This is a genomic window from Micromonospora sp. NPDC005205 (assembly GCF_040608275.1).
In the GTDB taxonomy this organism is placed as follows: domain Bacteria; phylum Actinomycetota; class Actinomycetes; order Mycobacteriales; family Micromonosporaceae; genus Micromonospora.
The window spans coordinates 693,881-709,242 of the sequence record NZ_JBEXHV010000001.1; the positions used below are offsets into that span (position 1 = coordinate 693,881).

At 71.6% G+C, this 15,362-nt stretch carries 15 protein-coding genes; 6 read left to right on the forward strand and 9 right to left on the reverse strand.

Translation table 11 applies throughout. The features are described from left to right. Window positions 1-47: 47 nt before the first annotated feature. Genes ABZU43_RS03325 through ABZU43_RS03335 form a run of 3 tightly spaced genes read left to right on the forward strand, consistent with a single transcriptional unit; the run spans window position 48 to window position 2,217 of the window. Window positions 48-551 (forward strand): DUF2231 domain-containing protein, encoded by a 504-nt coding sequence (locus ABZU43_RS03325; protein ID WP_355004930.1) that lies wholly within the window; start codon window positions 48-50, stop codon window positions 549-551. Next, a complete protein-coding gene (locus tag ABZU43_RS03330) occupies window positions 551-1,102 on the forward strand; it encodes an Hsp20/alpha crystallin family protein (RefSeq protein WP_355004931.1) in 552 nt (183 codons plus the stop codon). Before ABZU43_RS03325 ends, ABZU43_RS03330 begins: the two co-directional genes overlap by 1 nt. A gap of 8 nt (window positions 1,103-1,110) precedes the next feature. Then, on the forward strand, window positions 1,111-2,217 hold the full coding sequence (locus ABZU43_RS03335) for a glycosyltransferase family 9 protein (protein WP_355004932.1): 1,107 nt from the start codon (window positions 1,111-1,113) through the stop codon (window positions 2,215-2,217). 1 nt (window position 2,218) lies between these two features. Here the strand turns inward: ABZU43_RS03335 and ABZU43_RS03340 are convergent, their stop codons facing one another. Further along, window positions 2,219-3,097, reverse strand: a complete 879-nt coding sequence (locus ABZU43_RS03340; protein WP_355004933.1) for a glycosyltransferase family A protein — start codon at window positions 3,095-3,097, stop codon at window positions 2,219-2,221. Further along, the gene (rfaE2, locus tag ABZU43_RS03345; protein WP_355004934.1) at window positions 3,094-4,923 is read right to left on the reverse strand and encodes a D-glycero-beta-D-manno-heptose 1-phosphate adenylyltransferase; all 1,830 of its coding nucleotides are present in this window, start codon (window positions 4,921-4,923) and stop codon (window positions 3,094-3,096) included. The genes ABZU43_RS03340 and rfaE2 overlap by 4 nt, the downstream gene beginning before the upstream one ends. Window positions 4,924-5,103: 180 nt before the next feature. Between rfaE2 and ABZU43_RS03350 the strand changes: the two genes are divergently transcribed. Together ABZU43_RS03350 and ABZU43_RS03355 are read left to right on the forward strand one after the other, a co-directional pair. Beyond that, the gene (locus ABZU43_RS03350) at window positions 5,104-5,646 is read left to right on the forward strand and encodes a type 1 glutamine amidotransferase domain-containing protein (protein WP_355004935.1); all 543 of its coding nucleotides are present in this window, start codon (window positions 5,104-5,106) and stop codon (window positions 5,644-5,646) included. Window positions 5,647-5,819: 173 nt separating this feature from the next. Further along, window positions 5,820-7,496 (forward strand): MDR family MFS transporter, encoded by a 1,677-nt coding sequence (locus ABZU43_RS03355; protein ID WP_355004936.1) that lies wholly within the window; start codon window positions 5,820-5,822, stop codon window positions 7,494-7,496. A gap of 117 nt (window positions 7,497-7,613) precedes the next feature. Here the strand turns inward: ABZU43_RS03355 and ABZU43_RS03360 are convergent, their stop codons facing one another. Next, entirely contained in the window at window positions 7,614-8,105 is a 492-nt protein-coding gene (locus tag ABZU43_RS03360; protein WP_355004937.1) for an NUDIX domain-containing protein, read from the reverse strand. 57 nt (window positions 8,106-8,162) lie between these two features. Between ABZU43_RS03360 and ABZU43_RS03365 the strand changes: the two genes are divergently transcribed. Beyond that, the gene (locus ABZU43_RS03365; RefSeq protein ID WP_355004938.1) at window positions 8,163-9,812 is read left to right on the forward strand and encodes a fatty acid--CoA ligase; all 1,650 of its coding nucleotides are present in this window, start codon (window positions 8,163-8,165) and stop codon (window positions 9,810-9,812) included. 183 nt (window positions 9,813-9,995) lie between these two features. Here ABZU43_RS03365 and ABZU43_RS03370 read toward each other — a convergent pair whose 3' ends face one another. The 6 genes from ABZU43_RS03370 to ABZU43_RS03395 all read right to left on the reverse strand — a co-directional run bounded on the left by ABZU43_RS03370 (window position 9,996) and on the right by ABZU43_RS03395 (window position 15,296). Beyond that, entirely contained in the window at window positions 9,996-11,006 is a 1,011-nt protein-coding gene (locus ABZU43_RS03370) for an NADPH:quinone reductase (protein WP_355004939.1), read from the reverse strand. 28 nt (window positions 11,007-11,034) lie between these two features. Then, complete coding sequence (locus ABZU43_RS03375) at window positions 11,035-11,688, reverse strand: HAD family phosphatase (protein ID WP_355004940.1); 654 nt, start codon at window positions 11,686-11,688, stop codon at window positions 11,035-11,037. A gap of 32 nt (window positions 11,689-11,720) precedes the next feature. After that, on the reverse strand, window positions 11,721-12,548 hold the full coding sequence (locus ABZU43_RS03380) for a hypothetical protein (protein ID WP_355005189.1): 828 nt from the start codon (window positions 12,546-12,548) through the stop codon (window positions 11,721-11,723). A gap of 189 nt (window positions 12,549-12,737) precedes the next feature. Next, window positions 12,738-13,409, reverse strand: coding sequence for an FKBP-type peptidyl-prolyl cis-trans isomerase (locus tag ABZU43_RS03385; protein ID WP_355004941.1), 672 nt, complete (start codon window positions 13,407-13,409; stop codon window positions 12,738-12,740). A gap of 146 nt (window positions 13,410-13,555) precedes the next feature. After that, a complete protein-coding gene (locus tag ABZU43_RS03390) occupies window positions 13,556-14,194 on the reverse strand; it encodes a DUF4241 domain-containing protein (protein WP_355004942.1) in 639 nt (212 codons plus the stop codon). Between the two features lie 73 nt (window positions 14,195-14,267). Continuing rightward, on the reverse strand, window positions 14,268-15,296 hold the full coding sequence (locus ABZU43_RS03395; RefSeq protein ID WP_355004943.1) for a Ku protein: 1,029 nt from the start codon (window positions 15,294-15,296) through the stop codon (window positions 14,268-14,270). Window positions 15,297-15,362 lie beyond the last annotated feature (66 nt).

The following is a 15,362-nucleotide window of genomic DNA, read 5'->3' on the forward strand; positions in this document are numbered from 1 at the left end:
GCCGACGTGGACCGTTCCGCAGGACGCCGACCAGTGGAGGCCGGGAGATGGAGAGCCGACTCAAGGTGCTGGGTCACCCAGTCCATCCGATGCTTGTCATGTTCCCGGTGGCGCTGCTGGCCACTGCGGTGCTGTTCGACCTGGTGGACGCCGTCGGCGGTCCCGACTTCCTCGGCGAGGTCGCGTACTGGAACATCACCGTCGGCCTGATTGGCGGCCTGCTCGCCGCGGCGGCCGGCTCGTTCGACCTGCTGGCGATACCGAGCGGCACCCGCGCCAAGCGGGTGGGTCTGCTGCACGCGGGCGCCAACGTCGCGGTGATCCTGCTCTTCGCCGCCGTGTGGGCGGTGCGGCTCAACGCGGACTCCCGGGCCGCCGGCGGGGCGCTGATCGCCATCGAGCTGGTCGCGCTGGCGATTCTCGGCATCAGCGCCTGGCTCGGTGGCGAGCTGGTCGACCGGCTCGGTGTGGGAGTCGACAGTGACGCCGGCCTGGACGCGCCCAGCTCACTACGGCCGCCGACGGCCACCCAGCGGATCGGAGAGGTGTGATGAGCGAGCAGCAGTTTGGCGGCTTCGGCCGGGGGTGGCGCGGCAGCCGGCAGCAGGGCTGGGACCCGATGGGGGAGTTGCAGTCGCTGCGCTCTGAGTTGAGTCGCCTGGTCGGTGGTCGCGGCGGGGCGTCCGACGTCGAGTTGACCGAGACCTCGGACGGCTGGGAGGTCGTCGTCCGGTTGCCCGGAGTGGCGCCGGAGGAGGTGGCCGTCGAGTTGGACGACCGCGAGTTGTGCGTGCGAGCCCGCTCGGAGGCGGAGGTCAACGCCGACCACGGAATCCCCGGCGGCTTCGAGACGCGCGGCTTCGAATACCGGGTCAACCTGCCGGCGCGGGTCGACCCGGACACCATCGACGCGGTGATGGACCACGGCCTGCTGCGGGTGCGGCTGCCACGGGCAACGCGGCCCGCGCCGCGCACCATCACCGTCGGCCGCACCGGGCCGCGCTCCGGCGACCTCTCCACTGGTACGCCGATGCCAGCCGATCCCGCCGCGGACCGGGAGCTGCACCGCCCGGACACCGCCGGCGAGATCGACCGGCCGTAGCGGGTCGGGTGGTCACCCCGTCCGTGCTCGGCCCGACCGCCGAGCGCCTTCCCGACGTACGGCGGATCGCCGTGCTGCGCGCCAACGCGCTCGGTGACTTCATCTTCGCCCTGCCGGCGCTGGACGCCCTGCGCACCGCGTACCCCTCGGCGGAGATCGTGCTGCTCGGCGCGCCGTGGCACGCGAAGCTCTGGCGCGACCGGCCCGGCCCGGTGGACCGGGTGCTGGTGGTGCCGCCGGCCCCCGGCATCCGTACGCCGGAGCCGGGCGAGCCGGAGTCGTCGATCGACGACTTCGTGGCCGCTGCCGCCGCTGCGGAGTTCGACCTGGCGGTGCAGATCCACGGCGGGGGTGCCAACTCCAACCCGTTGATCAGCCGACTCGGTGCCCGGTTGACCGTCGGCCTGCGCGCCGAGGACGCGCCGCAGCTGGACCGGTGGCTGCGCTACGTCTACTACCAGCACGAGGTGATCCGCTACCTGGAGGTGGTGGCGTTGGCGGGAGCGCCGGCCACCACCATCACGCCGACGCTGGCGGTGACCGACGCCGACCGGGCCGAGGCCGCCCAGGTGCTCGGCCCGGCGAGCCGTCCCCGGGTGGCGTTGCATCCGGGCGCCACCGACACCCGCCGCCGCTGGCCCGCCGAGCGCTTCGCCGAGGTGGCCCGTGCGCTGCACGAGGACGGCTACGAGGTGCTGGTCACCGGCACGCCCTCCGAGCAGGAGGTGGTGGACCAGGTCGTCGCTGCGGCGCAGGTGCCGGTGGGCCCACAGGTGGGCACGCTCAGCCTGGGTGGGTTGGTGGGCTGCTACGCCGACTGTGCGTTGGTCGTCTCGAACGACACCGGGCCGCTGCACCTGGCCGCCGCGGTGGGCACGCCAACGGTGGGCATCTTCTGGGTCGGCAACCTGATCAACGGGGCCAGCCCGCTGCGGGGCCGGCACCGCCCGATCAGCTCGTGGACGGTGCACTGCCCGGTCTGCGGGGTCGACTGCACGCCGGGCATCTATCCGCACCGACCCGGCGACGGTGACTGCCCGCATCGGGACTCGTTCGTGACCGACGTACCGGTGATCGAGGTGCTGGAAGCCGCCCGGGAGTTGCTCACCCGGTAGTTCAGGCCGGCTGCGGGGTGTCCTCCTCGGCGAGGACGACCTCCCACGCCTCCACGTCACGGTCGGTGACGGTGGTGGGGGACTCCAGGTGGTACGCGCCGCTGGGCAGGATGCCCGCGCCACCGTAGCGGGACAACACGGCCAGCTGCGCCGCCACGTCCTCGCCCTGGTGCTTCTCCTGCACCCGACGCCAGAAGTCGAAGCCGCCGGCGTCGACGAGCTTGGCCCGGTCGTAGAGCACGCACCCGCCGATCCAGGAGACCTTGTACGCCCGCCACGCGCCCGGTGGCAGCGCCAACTGCTCGGTGATGTGCAGCAGGTTCGCGGCCGAGTGGATCCGGGCCCGGTTCCACTGCGGGGTGTCGGGTCGGATGCGCTCCGGTGTGGGCGGCCCGACCCACTCCTCGTAGTGGCCGTGCGACTCCGGCCGCACGTCGTCGGTGTACGAGAGCCCGTGCACGCCGTTGCCGACGAACCCGCAGCCCAGCTCACCGATCGCGGTGACCAGTCGGTGCAGCGCACCCGGTTCCAGCCAGATGTCGTCGTCGAGGCTGAGGACGTACCGGGCGGCCGAGGCGGCGAGCAGGTAGGCGCGGTGTTCGGCCAAACCCCGTCGGGGCAGCCGGCGGGTCAGCAGCACCGGGTGGCCCCGGTGGCGCAGCGCCCGGACCATTGTGGCGGCGGCGGGATGCGCGTACGCCGGATCCCCGTCGGACTGATCGCTGACGACCACGCCGAAGCCGGGCACCCCGTCCTGGGCGGCGAGCCCGCCCAGGGTGACGGCCAGTTCGGCGGGCCGGTTCCGGGTCGGAATCAGCACGTCGACCAGCCGGTCGGTGCGGAACTCCTCCGGGGTGCCGGCGTCGAGAGGGCGGTTCACGACGCCTGGGTGCGCAGCGACGGGTCGGGCTCCCGGTCGTCGAGGTGTGGCGACGGGTCCTGGCTGTGCGACCGGATCCGCTCGATGATCGCGGAGGTGGACCGGTCCGGCACGTACCCCAGGGTGCGCACCTGGCCGCCGAGGCGGCGCACCAGCGGCGCCTCCGGCACCAGCTCGGGCGGATAGTCGCCGCCCTTGACGTACACGTCAGGTCGGACCGCCTCGATCAGCGCCGCTGGTGAATCCTCCTCGAAGACCACCACGTGGTCCACGCAGGCGAGCGCGGCGAGCAGGGCACCCCGGTCCTCGACCGGGTTGACCGGCCGGTCCGGGCCCTTCAGCCGTCGTACGCTGCCGTCCGAGTTGACCGCCACGATGAGCAGGTCGCCCAACGCGCGGGCCTGTTCCAGGTAGCGCACATGCCCGCGATGCAGGACGTCGAAGCAGCCGTTGGTGAAGACCACCGACCGTCCCGCCTCGCGGTACCCGGCGACGATCGTGTCCAACTCGTCGCCGCTGACCAGCGCGGGGTGGCTCGTGGTGTCGGTCGGCTCGCCCAACGCGGCGAGCAGGTCGTCGCGTCGGCACACGCAGGTACCGGTGTCCGAGACGGTGATGGTGGCCGCGAGTTGGGCGAGTTGGGCGGCGGTCGGCAGGGGCGCGTCGGCGGCCAGGGCCAACGTCATCGCCGCCAGGTACGCGTCGCCGGCGCCCACGGCGTGGCTTGCCGGCACCGGAGTGCTGTGGCTGCGGCGTGGCTCCCCGTCGGCTCCGCCGACCACAGCGCCCTCGGTGTCCAGGGTCACCGCGACCACGTCGGCACCGGTGTGCGCACGCAGTTCGGCCAGCCGCGACTTGGCCAGGACAGCCCGGTCGACGCCCTCCCCGGCCCGGGTGTTCACTGTGACGCCGGTGCCTGTGACGCTGAGCCCGTCGCCGGTGAGGGCGACCCGACCCTCGCCCGGGGTGGGCTCGCCGACCGGCCCCGGGCGGTCGGCCCGGGTCAGCTCGGCGGCGGTGTCGTCGGCGCGTACCGCCCCCGGGGCCGCGCCGACGGTCATCTCGGACGGCCCGTCGACGGGGTCGCCGTCCGGGTGTTCCAGGTGCAGTTCGGTTCCGCCGGTCGGTCGGGTCGTACCGCCCGCGCGGGCCAACAGTCGGGTCGCCTCGGCGAAGCTGGGGGTGACCACTGTCGGCGCGAGACCCCTCCAGTCGGCCAGGTCGTGGGCGTCCAGCGCGACTGTGGCGTACCGCTGGCGGTTCTCGACCAGCCACGCGCGGACCGGCGCGGGCAGCGCGCCCAGGCCGTAGTCGCAGACCACCAGGGTCGGCGCCTCCCCACCGGCGGCGGCGCGCAACTCCTCGGTGGCGCAAGTCAGGGCGGTGAGCAGCCGGCTCACCCCGTCGTGGTCCAACGCGTCCTCCGGGTCGCCGGAGTCCTCACGCAGCAGGATCTGGTTGCCGGCCAACATCCGCCGCTTCACCGGTGTGGGTCGCCCGGGTTGGTTGACGGTGCGGTCCCAGACGCTCGCGCGGTCTAGGCAGTCGTGCAGTTCGTCCCCGGCGACGTCGGCGCCGACCGGTGCCACCAGCACCGCCCGGCCGCCGAGGGCGGCGACGTTGACGGCGGTGTTCGCGGCCCCACCGGCGGCGGAGATCCGCCGACGCAGGGTGAGGACCGGGGCGGGCGCCTCCCGGCAGAGCCGGTCGGAGTCGGCGAACCGCCATTCGTCCAACATGGCGTCACCGACGATCAGGACTGGGCGTCCGAGCCAGCTCTCCACGACGGTGGCGAGCCGGCGCTGCTCCGCTGCTGCTCCTGCCATGCCTCCCCGGGTCCCCAGCGGCCTGGCGGACAAACCTGCGCGCCGACCGGTCCCGCCGCTGGTCAGGCGGTCTTCGGCGGTGTCTGACCGGTCCGAGCCGGTCCGACACCGCTCCGACCTGTTTCGGGCGTTCGAGGGCGGGAAGGGGATTGAGGTACCCCCGAGAGGAGATGTACCGAGATGGCAGCGACATTGCAGGGCAAGCGGATCGCCTTCCTGGCCGCCGACGGCGTCGAGGAGGTCGAGTACGTCCAGCCACGCGAGGCGGTCGAGGCCGCTGGCGCGACGGCCGAGCTGGTCTCGCTGAAGCCCGGTTCCATCCAGTCCTTCAACCACCTGGACCACTCCGAGACGTACGACGTGGACGTGACCGTCGACAAGGCCGACGCCGCCGGCTACGACGCGTTGGTGCTGCCCGGAGGGGTGGCGAACCCGGACTTCCTGCGGGGCGACCCGGACGCGGTGCGGTTCGTGAAGGCGTTCTTCGACGCGGACAAGCCCGTCGGGGTGATCTGTCACGGCCCGTGGACGCTGATCGAGGCGGACGTGGTGCGTGGCCGTCGGATCACCTCCTGGCCGACCCTGCGTACCGACCTGACGAACGCGGGAGCCACCTGGGTGGACGAGGAGTGCGTCACCGACGGCAACCTGACCAGCAGCCGCAAACCCGACGACCTCCCCGCCTTCTGCGCAACGATCACCAAAACCTTCACGACCCCCTAACCCCACCCCCAGTCTTTCCCCGGTGATCAAGAGGTTTGCGTCAGGAATGCGGTGCGTCCTGACGCAAACCTCTTGATCACCGCCAGGGTGCGGGGCGTGAGAGGGGGAGCGCGCGGGGGTTGGTTTTTTGGTGGGTTGGCGCATGTTCTGCGGCTCGCGGGATAGAAGGCCACATGACCACCGAAGCCTCAGATGCGCCGGTGCTGAACCGTCAGCAGATCCGGCTGCTCATGTTGGGCCTGATGACCGGCATGCTGCTGGCCGCACTCGACCAGACCATCGTCGGTACGGCGCTGCCGACCATCGTGGGCGAGCTGGGCGGGATCAACCACTACTCGTGGGTGGTCACCGCGTACCTGCTCGCCTCGACCGCGTCGACGCCGCTCTACGGCAAGATGGCCGACCTGTACGGGCGTCGGCCGGTCTTCCTCTTCTCGATCGGCACGTTCCTGGTCGGGTCGTTGCTGGCCGGGCTGTCGCAGAACATGACCCAGCTGATCGTCACCCGGGGCATCCAGGGTCTCGGCGCCGGCGGTCTGCTGACGCTCGCGTTCACCATCATCTCGGACGTGGTGTCACCCCGGGAACGTGGTAAGTACCAGGGCCTCTTCGGCGCGGTCTTCGGGATCTCGTCGGTCGCCGGGCCGCTCGTGGGCGGTTACTTCGCGGAGACCGACTGGAGGTGGATCTTCTACATCAACGTGCCGCTGGCGATCCTGGCGATCGTCGTCTGCTACCACGTGATGCGGCTGATCCCGTTCGAACGCCGGGACCACTCGATCGACTGGCTCGGTGCCGGCCTGCTGGTGGCCGGGGTGAGTTCCCTGCTGCTCGCGCTGAGCTGGGGCGGCAACGAGTACGCCTGGGGCTCCGGCGTGATCATCACGTTGTTCGTGGTCGGTGCGGTGCTGGGGGTGCTCTTCGTCCTCCAGGAGGCCCGGGTGGCCGAGCCGATCCTGCCGCTGCGGCTGTTCCGGAACGCCACCTTCGCGTTGGCCAACTCGGCGCTGCTCATCATCGGTCTGGTGATGTTCGGTTCGATCATCTTCATTCCGCTGTACCTGCAGATCGTGAAGGGCGCCTCGCCGACCCGGAGCGGTCTGCTGATGCTGCCGATGATGGCCGGCATCATCATCACCTCGATCCTGACCGGCCGCGCGATGACCCGGATCGGCCGGTACAAGTGGTTCCCGGTGGCCGGTTCGGCGACCCTCCTGGTCGGCATGTTCCTCTTCACCCAGTTGGAGGTGGCCACCTCGCTCTGGGTGGCGTTCGGGTACATGGTGGTGATCGGCGTCGGGCTGGGCCTGTGCATGCAGTCGCTGATCCTGGCGGTGCAGAACGCGGTCTCGGTACGCGACCTGGGTGCCGGCACCTCCTCGGCGACCTTCTTCCGGTCGCTGGGTGGTTCGTTCGGGGTGGCGATCCTCGGCACTGTGCTCTCGTCCCGGCTGACCGGTGGGCTCGCCGACCGGTTGCCCGGCGCGATCGCGCAGCTCCCGCCGCAGGAGCAGGCCGCGGTCGCGGCGAGTGGCGGCGCCAACATCTCGATCAACGATCCGGCCACCATCCTGGCCCTGCCGGGGCCGGTGCGCGCGGCCATCCAGGGTGCCTTCGTCGACGCGCTGGACATGGTCTTCCTGACCGCCGGCCTGATCGCGATCGTGGCGGTCGTGGTCACCCTGACCCTGCCCAACACGCAGCTGCGGGGTGCCGGCCCGAAGGGTGCCACCGGTGGCGCCGACCCGCTCGGCGGGGAGGCACCGGCTCCGGGCGGCAAGCCGTTGACCCGCGAGTCGAAGGAGGAGGCGGCCGCCGACATGGAGGCCAAGTCCCAGACGATGATCTGAGCGTCTCGACACCGACCGTCCCGGATCGCTCCGGGGCGGTCGGCGTCATCCGGGGCGTCGGTGGTCAGGCGGGGCTGCGGTACGCGCCTTACCACCAGGTCGACCCGGGGTGCGGCCCTACTTGAGGATGAGCCGGTTCGTCTTCTCGAAGACGTCCAGGTCGGCAAGGGTTTCGACGACCGAGGTGGAGAGTGGGGTGGGAAACCGGTCGCGGGCGAAGAAACCCGCGTCGGTGGTCTCGTCGGTGACCCGGGCCAACTGCCCGTCCCACTCCTCGACCTTGAACGCGGTCGTGAACACCTGGTACGTGTGCCCGTACATGTTGGTGCTCGTCCGGTCCGGGCCGGTGTAGAGGGCGAACGCGCAGACCCGCAGCGCGCGCAGGCCGGTTTCCTCACGGACCTCGCGTACCGCGCAGTCGGCTATCGACTCGCCCAGCTCCATCGCGCCGGCCGGCATGGCCCACTGGCCGTTGTCCGAGCGTTTGATCAGCAGAATGCGTCCGGCGTCGTCGTTGACCACGGCACGAGCGCCGACGAACATCAGCGTCCGATCGCCGGCGATCGCCCGCAACTGCCCCACGTACGAGTCGGCCCAGGAGATGCTCACCTGCGACAACTTACCGGGGGTTCCCAACGTGTGACCGGCGACACTAGCTTGTTACCCATGCGTAGCACGATGATGGACGCCCCTCTGCAGATCTCCCGGATCCTCGACCACGGTGCACTGGTGCACGGCTCGGCCGAGGTGGTCACCTGGACGGGCGCCGAGCCCCGCCGGATGACGTACGCCGAGGTGGGCCGGGCCGCCGCCCGGCTGGCACACGGGCTACGCGACGAGTGTGGGGTGACCGGCGACGAGCGGGTCGCGACCTTCATGTGGAACAACAACGAGCACCTGGTCGCCTACTTCGCGGTGCCGAGCATGGGTGCGGTGCTGCACACGCTCAACATCCGGCTCTTCCCCGACCAGGTCGTCTACATCGCCAACCACGCCGAGGACCGGGTGGTCCTCGTCGACAGCACGCTCATCCCGCTGCTGGCCCGGGTGATCGGTGAGCTGACCACCGTGCGGCACGTCGTGGTGGTCGGCGGTGGCGACCCGGCGCCGCTGGTGGCCGCGGCCGGCGACCGGATCACTGTGCACCACTGGGACGCGTTGCTCGCCGACCGGCCCGAGGTGTACGACTGGCCCGAGGTGGACGAGCGCGACGCCGCCGCGCTCTGCTACACCTCGGGCACCACCGGCAACCCGAAGGGCGTGGCCTACTCGCACCGGTCGATCTATCTGCACTCGTTGCAGGTCTGCATGCCGGAGGGTTTCGGCCTCGGCCCGACCGACCGCGAGTTGGCCATCGTGCCGATGTTCCACGCCATGTCCTGGGGCCTGCCCTACGCGGCCTTCCTCTCCGGCGCGTCGCTGATCATGCCGGACCGGTTCCTCCAGGCCGCGCCGATCGCCGAGATGATCGCCGCCGAGAAGCCCACCCTGGCCGGTGCGGTGCCGACCATCTGGACCGACCTGCTGGCCTACCTGGACACCCACGACGTGGACACCTCCTCGCTCGGTGAGGTGATCGTCGGCGGCTCGGCATGCCCGCCGGCGCTGATGCACGCGTTCGACGAACGGCACGGTATCGACGTCATCCACGCCTGGGGGATGACCGAGATGTCCCCGCTGGGGTCGGTCTCGCGTCCGCCCGCCGGAGCGACCGGTGACGATGCCTGGCGCTACCGCTACACCCAGGGGCGGGTGCCGGCGGGCGTGCAGGCGCGGATCGTCGGCCCGTCGGGCGACCCGATGCCCACCGACGGCACGGCAGTGGGTGAGCTGGAGGTCCGGGGGCCGTGGGTGACCGCCCGGTACGTCGGTGACGACGCCCCGGACGAGGAGAAGTTCCGCGACGGCTGGCTGCGGACCGGCGACGTGGGCACCCTCTCGCCGGACGGGTACATCAACCTGACCGACCGCGCCAAGGACGTGATCAAGTCCGGCGGCGAGTGGATCTCGTCGGTGGAGTTGGAGAACGCGCTGATGGCCCACCCGGCGGTGCTGGAGGCGTGCGTGGTGGGGGTCCCGGACGAGCGATGGGACGAACGTCCGCTGGCCACCGTCGTGGTCCGGGAGGGCGCTTCGGTGACCGCCGAGGAATTGCGGGACTTCCTGGCCGGGTCGGTGGCGCGCTGGCAGTTGCCCGAGCGCTGGGCGTTCATCGACACGGTGCCGAAGACCAGCGTGGGCAAGTTCGACAAGAAGGTCGTCCGTTCGCGGTACGCCGAAGGCGAGCTGACTGTCCGGGAGCTGACAGCCCCGTAACGTTTTCCCCGGCACTGTCGCCTGTTGGGGCGGGAGTACTCCTGAACCCTCCCCAGGGGCGGCCCCGGCGTTCGCACCGCGCCGGGGCCGCCCGCTCCACGCGGGGTAACCCGCACCGCCATTGTTGCGAAACTTGTTCGCATCTGTCCTGCTGACGGGAAAATCGGGTGGTCGGCGACCCGATCAGGCGTCGCTGGTGGTGATGAGCACCTTGCCCACCGTCGAGTCCTCCACCGCCTGGTGCGCCGCGGCCGCCTCCGCCAGCGGGTAGTAGTGCAACGGCAGGCCGGCGTCCGCGCCGACCCGGATGCCACCCTGGCTGGCCGCCGCCGCCACGTCCTTCACGCCCTGCGCCTTGGCCGCCTTCGGCTCGGTGTAGACCAGGACGAACTGCCAGCGGGCGTTCGGCGCCATCATCGCCCGGATCGGGATGCTCACCTCGTCCCCGCCGTTGTCGGCGTACATGCAGACCGCGCCGCCGTGCCGCAGCACCCGTGCGTCGACCGAGGCGTTGCGGGCGGGGGCGACCTCCACGATCGTGTGGACCCCGTCGGGAGCGATCTTGTGGACCTCCTCGACCACGTCCTGCTCCCGATAGTTGATCACGAAGGATGCGCCGGCCGCGGCTGCGAGCTGGGCCTTCTCCGCGCTGCTCACAGTGGCGATCACAGTGGCGTCGGCCCACCGGGCGAGCTGGATCGCGGCGTTGCCGACCGCGCCCGCGCCGCCCTGCACCAGCACCGTGTGATCCGCCAGCGCGCCCGCCCGCAGCGTGTCCGGCATGAACTCGCCAGCCGTCAGGCAGCGGTGCGCGGTGAGGAACGGAATGCCGAGGGCCGCGCCCAGCTCGAACGGAGCGGCACCGAGACGTACCGCCTGCCGGACCGGCACCAGCGTGTACTCCGCCGTCGTGCCCCACTGTCGCTGCCAGGCGGCCTCCCAGACCCACACCCGCTCACCGATCAGGTCGGGGTCGACCCCATCGCCGACCGCCTCGACCAACCCCGCGCCGTCCTGCCCGGGGATCTGCCACCCGTTCGGCGGGCTGTTGCGGCGGGACTTCCAGTCGGTCGGGTTCACCCCGGAGACCGCCATCCGCACCAGGACCTCGCCCGCCCCCGGCTCGGGCACCGGGCGGTCGACCAGGTCGAGCACCGAAGGGTCGCCGTTGCGTTCGTACACGATGGCCTTCATCCGTGGTCTCTACCCGGCTCGAACCGGGTCAACCCAGCTCGTCCACCAGCTCCGGGGTCAGCTCACCGATCGCGTTCAGCGTCGCCACGGCCAGCCCGGCGGCGTCCGGATCGAGCGGGTACGAGCCGTGCGGCACCGCCACCACCCGCATCCCCGACGCCGCGGCGGAACGCACCCCGTTGGACGAGTCCTCCACCGCCACACACCGGGTCGGGTCGACGCCGAGGCGCTGCGCCACGCTCAGGTACACGTCCGGTGCGGGCTTGCCCCGCTCGGTCTGCTCGGTGGAGAGGGTCGCGCCGAACGCGTCGGTCAGGCCGGTCGCCGCCAGCGCCGCCTCGATCAGCCGGGTCGGCGACGAACTGGCCAACCCGAGCGGCCACCGCGCGGCCAGCCCGCGAACGACCTGGTCGGCGCCGTCGATCAGGGGTACGTGGTCCCGGTAGCGTCGGGCCATCTCCTCGACCACCTCGACGGCGACCTGCTCGGCGGTGCGGTCGACGCCCAGCTCTCCGCTGAGGTAGTGCGCCCACTCACCGGTGCTCATCCCCATCAGTCGGCGTTGCGTGTCGGGCTGCCACGTCCCGCCGTGCGCCGCCACGTACGCCCGCCGGACCTCCTCCCACACCGGCTCGGAATCCACGATCACGCCGTCCAGGTCGAAGACCACAGCATCAGTCACGGGCCCATCCTGCCCGACCGGTGGGTGCCCGGTCAGCCGGGCAGCGCGGGTAGACCGAGCGGGCTGCCCTCGGGGAGCAGGGTGTGGGCGGACCGGGCGATCGGCTCCAGCAGCTCCCGCAGCCGGTCCGTGTCGTCGGCGCCGAGCGCCTGCCAGGAGTGCGCGGCGGCCAGGTCGGTGGCGTCCTCGATGGCCTGGAACTCGGCCCGGGCGTGGTCGGTGGCCGCGCCGTCACCGGTCAGCCAACCCCGCTCGGTGAGCCGTTCGCGGGCGGCCTGCCACTGCTCCTCGGACCAGCCCCGGCCCAGCAGGTACTGCGGTGGCGAACCGTCCAGCGCCATCCGCGCGGTCAGCGTCTCCACCGGGTCCAGGCCGGCGGCCACCAGCGCCGCCACGTGCCCGTCCCCCCGGTGCTCCCGCAGCGTGGTGGCGGCCTGCCAGAGCCGCGCCAACGGGTACTCACCGGCCGGGAGGGCCGCGTTCGCCGCGCCGAGCACCCGGCCGGCGGTCTGCGCCGCCGATGCGGCCCGTTCCAACAGGTCGGCGGCCTCCACCAGGTGCGACTCAGGAAGCTCGTAGGTCAACTCGGCGAGCGCCTGCACCGCACCGGTCAGGCGGGCGCGCAGCGCCTCCTGGGGAGTGGCCAACCGCCACACCGCAGGCAGTGCCCGGGTCACCATCGGCGGCGCGAAGTTGAAGAAGGCGGCGATCACCGGGGCCGCCTCGGCGGCTCCCAGCGGCGCGGCCCGGCCGGCGAAGTAACCGCGCCAGTAGCCGCGCAACCCGACCGCCTCGTACGCGGCACGCGCCCGGGGGTGAAGGTAGGTGACAGCGTGGACCGGCTCGAAGTACGCCCACATCGACCGGGCAGTCCGCCCAGGCTCGTCCAGCGCAGTCACATGCACCTCCGCGTCGCGGTTCCGGATGCTCACCCCGGGCGGTGAACCGCCCGGGGTGACGCCGAACCTACTGCCGCTGGGTGACGGGCCGGAAGCCCCATGTGAACAACTCCATCCCGTCCCGGCGACAACCGGGACGATCCGGACAGGTCACTGGGCGGCGAGCACGTCCACCACGAAGCGCAGCGGACCGGTCGGACGTCCACCGGCGTTGGCCTCGTCGTTGCCGTACGCCAGCTCGCCCGGGATGTCGAGCTGCACCCGGCTGCCCACTGTCACCCCGACCAGGCCCTGGTCCCAGCCCGGAATGACCTGGCCGACGCCGATCGGGAAGGTGGCCGGCTGCCCGGCCTTCCACGAGGAGTCGAACTCCTTGCCGTCCTTGAAGAACACCCCCACGTAGTTGGTGGTGATGTTCTGGCCCTTCTGCACGGCCGGGCCCTTGCCCTTGATCAGCGGGGTGACGGTGAGCTTCTTGAGCTCACCGGTGCCCGGCGTCACCGTCGGCTTGGTGCCCAGCGCCGGGTCGGAGCCCTCGGGCAGCTGCGGAGCGGGGGGCGCGCCAGCCTCGTCGGGGGCCGGAGCGGAGGCGGACGGGGTCGCGTCGGCCTGGGTCTTGGGCTTGTCGTCGCCCCCGCCGATCGCCACGAAGACGCCGATCAGCGTCGCGGCCACGGCGAGGGCGGCGAGGCTGCTGAGCCCGGCGTTGATCTTCCGCCTCCGGTCGGCGGCCTTCTTCTCCGCCAACTGGGCGGCCAGGCGGCGCCCCGACTTGGTTGCCGGGCTCTGGTCCGGGCCCGTCTGCTGCGTCCGCTCGCTCACGTCGTCGACTCCCTGCTGCGAAGTGTGGCCGGCACCCGGTGCCGGGGGGAAAGCCGACGCACACGGTACCCGCACAGCGGCCCACCGTGCCCGCCGCGGACGCCTCGGATCGCCCAGCGCGACAGTTCCGGGTCTTTCCCGGGCGGTTATTGCGGGACGACCATGAAGTCGGTCACGAACGAGGTGACCCGCCCGTCGGCGGCACGGCCGATCCAGGTGCCGTAGCAGCCGTCGCCCCAACCGGTGGCCACTGTGACGACGTTGGCACCGCTGGCCTCGTCCAACACGGCGGTGATCAGCCCTGGAACCGGGGACGAGGGCAGCTCGGCCGGAATGAAGACCTCCTCGACCAGGTCGGAGTCCCAGCCCTCCAGGACGGCGAGGGCGGTCGGGTCGGCGAAGGTGCCGACGCCGGCATCCACCCCGTAGCCGAAGTAGTCGTCCCCTCCGAGCGTGGCGACGTCCTGGTCACCCGCGACGGCCGGCTCCCAGCGGATCGTCGGCTCGGCTGAGACGACCAGTTCCAGCGCGGCGACCCGCCGGTCCACCTCGGCGTCCTCCCGGAGCACCACAGCCACCCAGGCGCGCGCGGGATGCCGCCCCGGCGGCACTGTCACGGTGAACGGCTCCGCCTCCGGGCAGACCAGCGGGTCACACCCGACCACACGGCCGGTCGGCAACACGATGTCGCCCACCGGGTGCACCTCGATCAGGTATCCGCCGTGCTGGTCGGTGAAGCGGGCGCCGGGCGTCAGTAACCGGTCCAGATCAGGGGTGTACGGCATGGGGGCTCCTCCGGTCGCCAGCGGCCGGCGGAGCGTACCCGGCGAGGCGGACACCGCCGCCGCTGCCGTACGGTCAGGCGCTCTTGCGGGGTGCGGTCTTGCGTGCGGCGGTCTTCTTCGCCGGCTCCGCCTTCTTCGCGGCGGTCTTCTTGGTGGCGGTCTTCTTCGCCGGCTCCGCCGCCTTCTTCTCGGCCGTCTTCTTCGCCGCGGTCTTCTTCGCGGGTGCCTTGGCCGCCTTCTGCTCGGCTGCCTTCTGCGCCGACCGGGCCGACGAGATGGGCGTCGGCGCACCCCCGCCACCACCCCCGCCGGCGGGCTGCTCGCCGCGAGCCGCCTTGGCGCGCTCCACCGAGGCCTTCAACGCCGCCATCAGGTCCACCGCCGCGGCCGGGGCCTCCTCGACCTCCTCCGGCTGGACGACCTCCCGACCCTCCACCTTGGCGTCGATGACCTCCTGCAACGCGGCCCGGTAGTCGTCTGTGAAGACGTCCGGCTCGAACTCGCCGGTCATCGAGTCGATCAGCGAGCTGGCCATGGCCAGCTCCGGGGGGCGCACCTTGAGGTCCTCGTCGAGGAAACCGAAGTCCGGGGTACGGATCTCGTCCGGCCAGAGCATGGTGTTGAGCAGCAGCACACCCTCACGGACCCGCAGCGTGGCCAGCTGCTCCCGCTGGCGCAGCGCCACCTTGACGATGGCCACCCGCTCCGAGTCGATGAGCGCGTCGCGCAGCAGCACGTACGGCTTGGTCGCGGCGCCCTCCGGCTCGAGGAAGTACGCCTTGTTGTAGAGGATCGGGTCGACCTGCTCGGCCGGCACGAACTCCAGCACGTCGATGGCACGGGAGCTGGTCAGCGGCAGGTCGGCGAAGTCCTCGTCGGTGAGGATCACCATTTCACCGCCGCCGATGTCGTAGCCCTTGGCGATGTCGTCGTAGGTGACCTCTTCGCCGCAGACCGAGCAGGTGCGCTTGTAGCGGATCCGGCCGCCGTCCTCGCGGTGCACCTGGTGGAACCGAATGTCCTTCTCCTCGGTCGCGGAGTAGAGCTTCACCCCGATCGAGACGAGCCCGAACGACACGGCTCCCTTCCAGATGGCACGCATCCTGCGCTCCCTTCCCCGGTATCGACCATGCTCGCATCCGAAGGAACCTGACGCGAGGTGTTCGGC

Bases quoted from the DNA above. Each gene is read 5' to 3' on its own strand.
- ABZU43_RS03370 (WP_355004939.1), bottom strand. From the start codon at position 11,006: ATGAAGGCCATCGTGTACGAACGCAACGGCGACCCTTCGGTGCTCGAC.
- ABZU43_RS03350 (WP_355004935.1), top strand. From the start codon at position 5,104: ATGGCAGCGACATTGCAGGGCAAGCGGATCGCCTTCCTGGCCGCCGAC.
- ABZU43_RS03390 (WP_355004942.1), bottom strand. From the start codon at position 14,194: ATGCCGTACACCCCTGATCTGGACCGGTTACTGACGCCCGGCGCCCGC.
- ABZU43_RS03395 (WP_355004943.1), bottom strand. From the start codon at position 15,296: ATGCGTGCCATCTGGAAGGGAGCCGTGTCGTTCGGGCTCGTCTCGATC.
- ABZU43_RS03380 (WP_355005189.1), bottom strand. From the start codon at position 12,548: ATGTGGGCGTACTTCGAGCCGGTCCACGCTGTCACCTACCTTCACCCC.
- ABZU43_RS03325 (WP_355004930.1), top strand. From the start codon at position 48: ATGGAGAGCCGACTCAAGGTGCTGGGTCACCCAGTCCATCCGATGCTT.
- ABZU43_RS03330 (WP_355004931.1), top strand. From the start codon at position 551: ATGAGCGAGCAGCAGTTTGGCGGCTTCGGCCGGGGGTGGCGCGGCAGC.
- ABZU43_RS03365 (WP_355004938.1), top strand. From the start codon at position 8,163: ATGCGTAGCACGATGATGGACGCCCCTCTGCAGATCTCCCGGATCCTC.
- ABZU43_RS03355 (WP_355004936.1), top strand. From the start codon at position 5,820: ATGACCACCGAAGCCTCAGATGCGCCGGTGCTGAACCGTCAGCAGATC.
- rfaE2 (WP_355004934.1), bottom strand. From the start codon at position 4,923: ATGGCAGGAGCAGCAGCGGAGCAGCGCCGGCTCGCCACCGTCGTGGAG.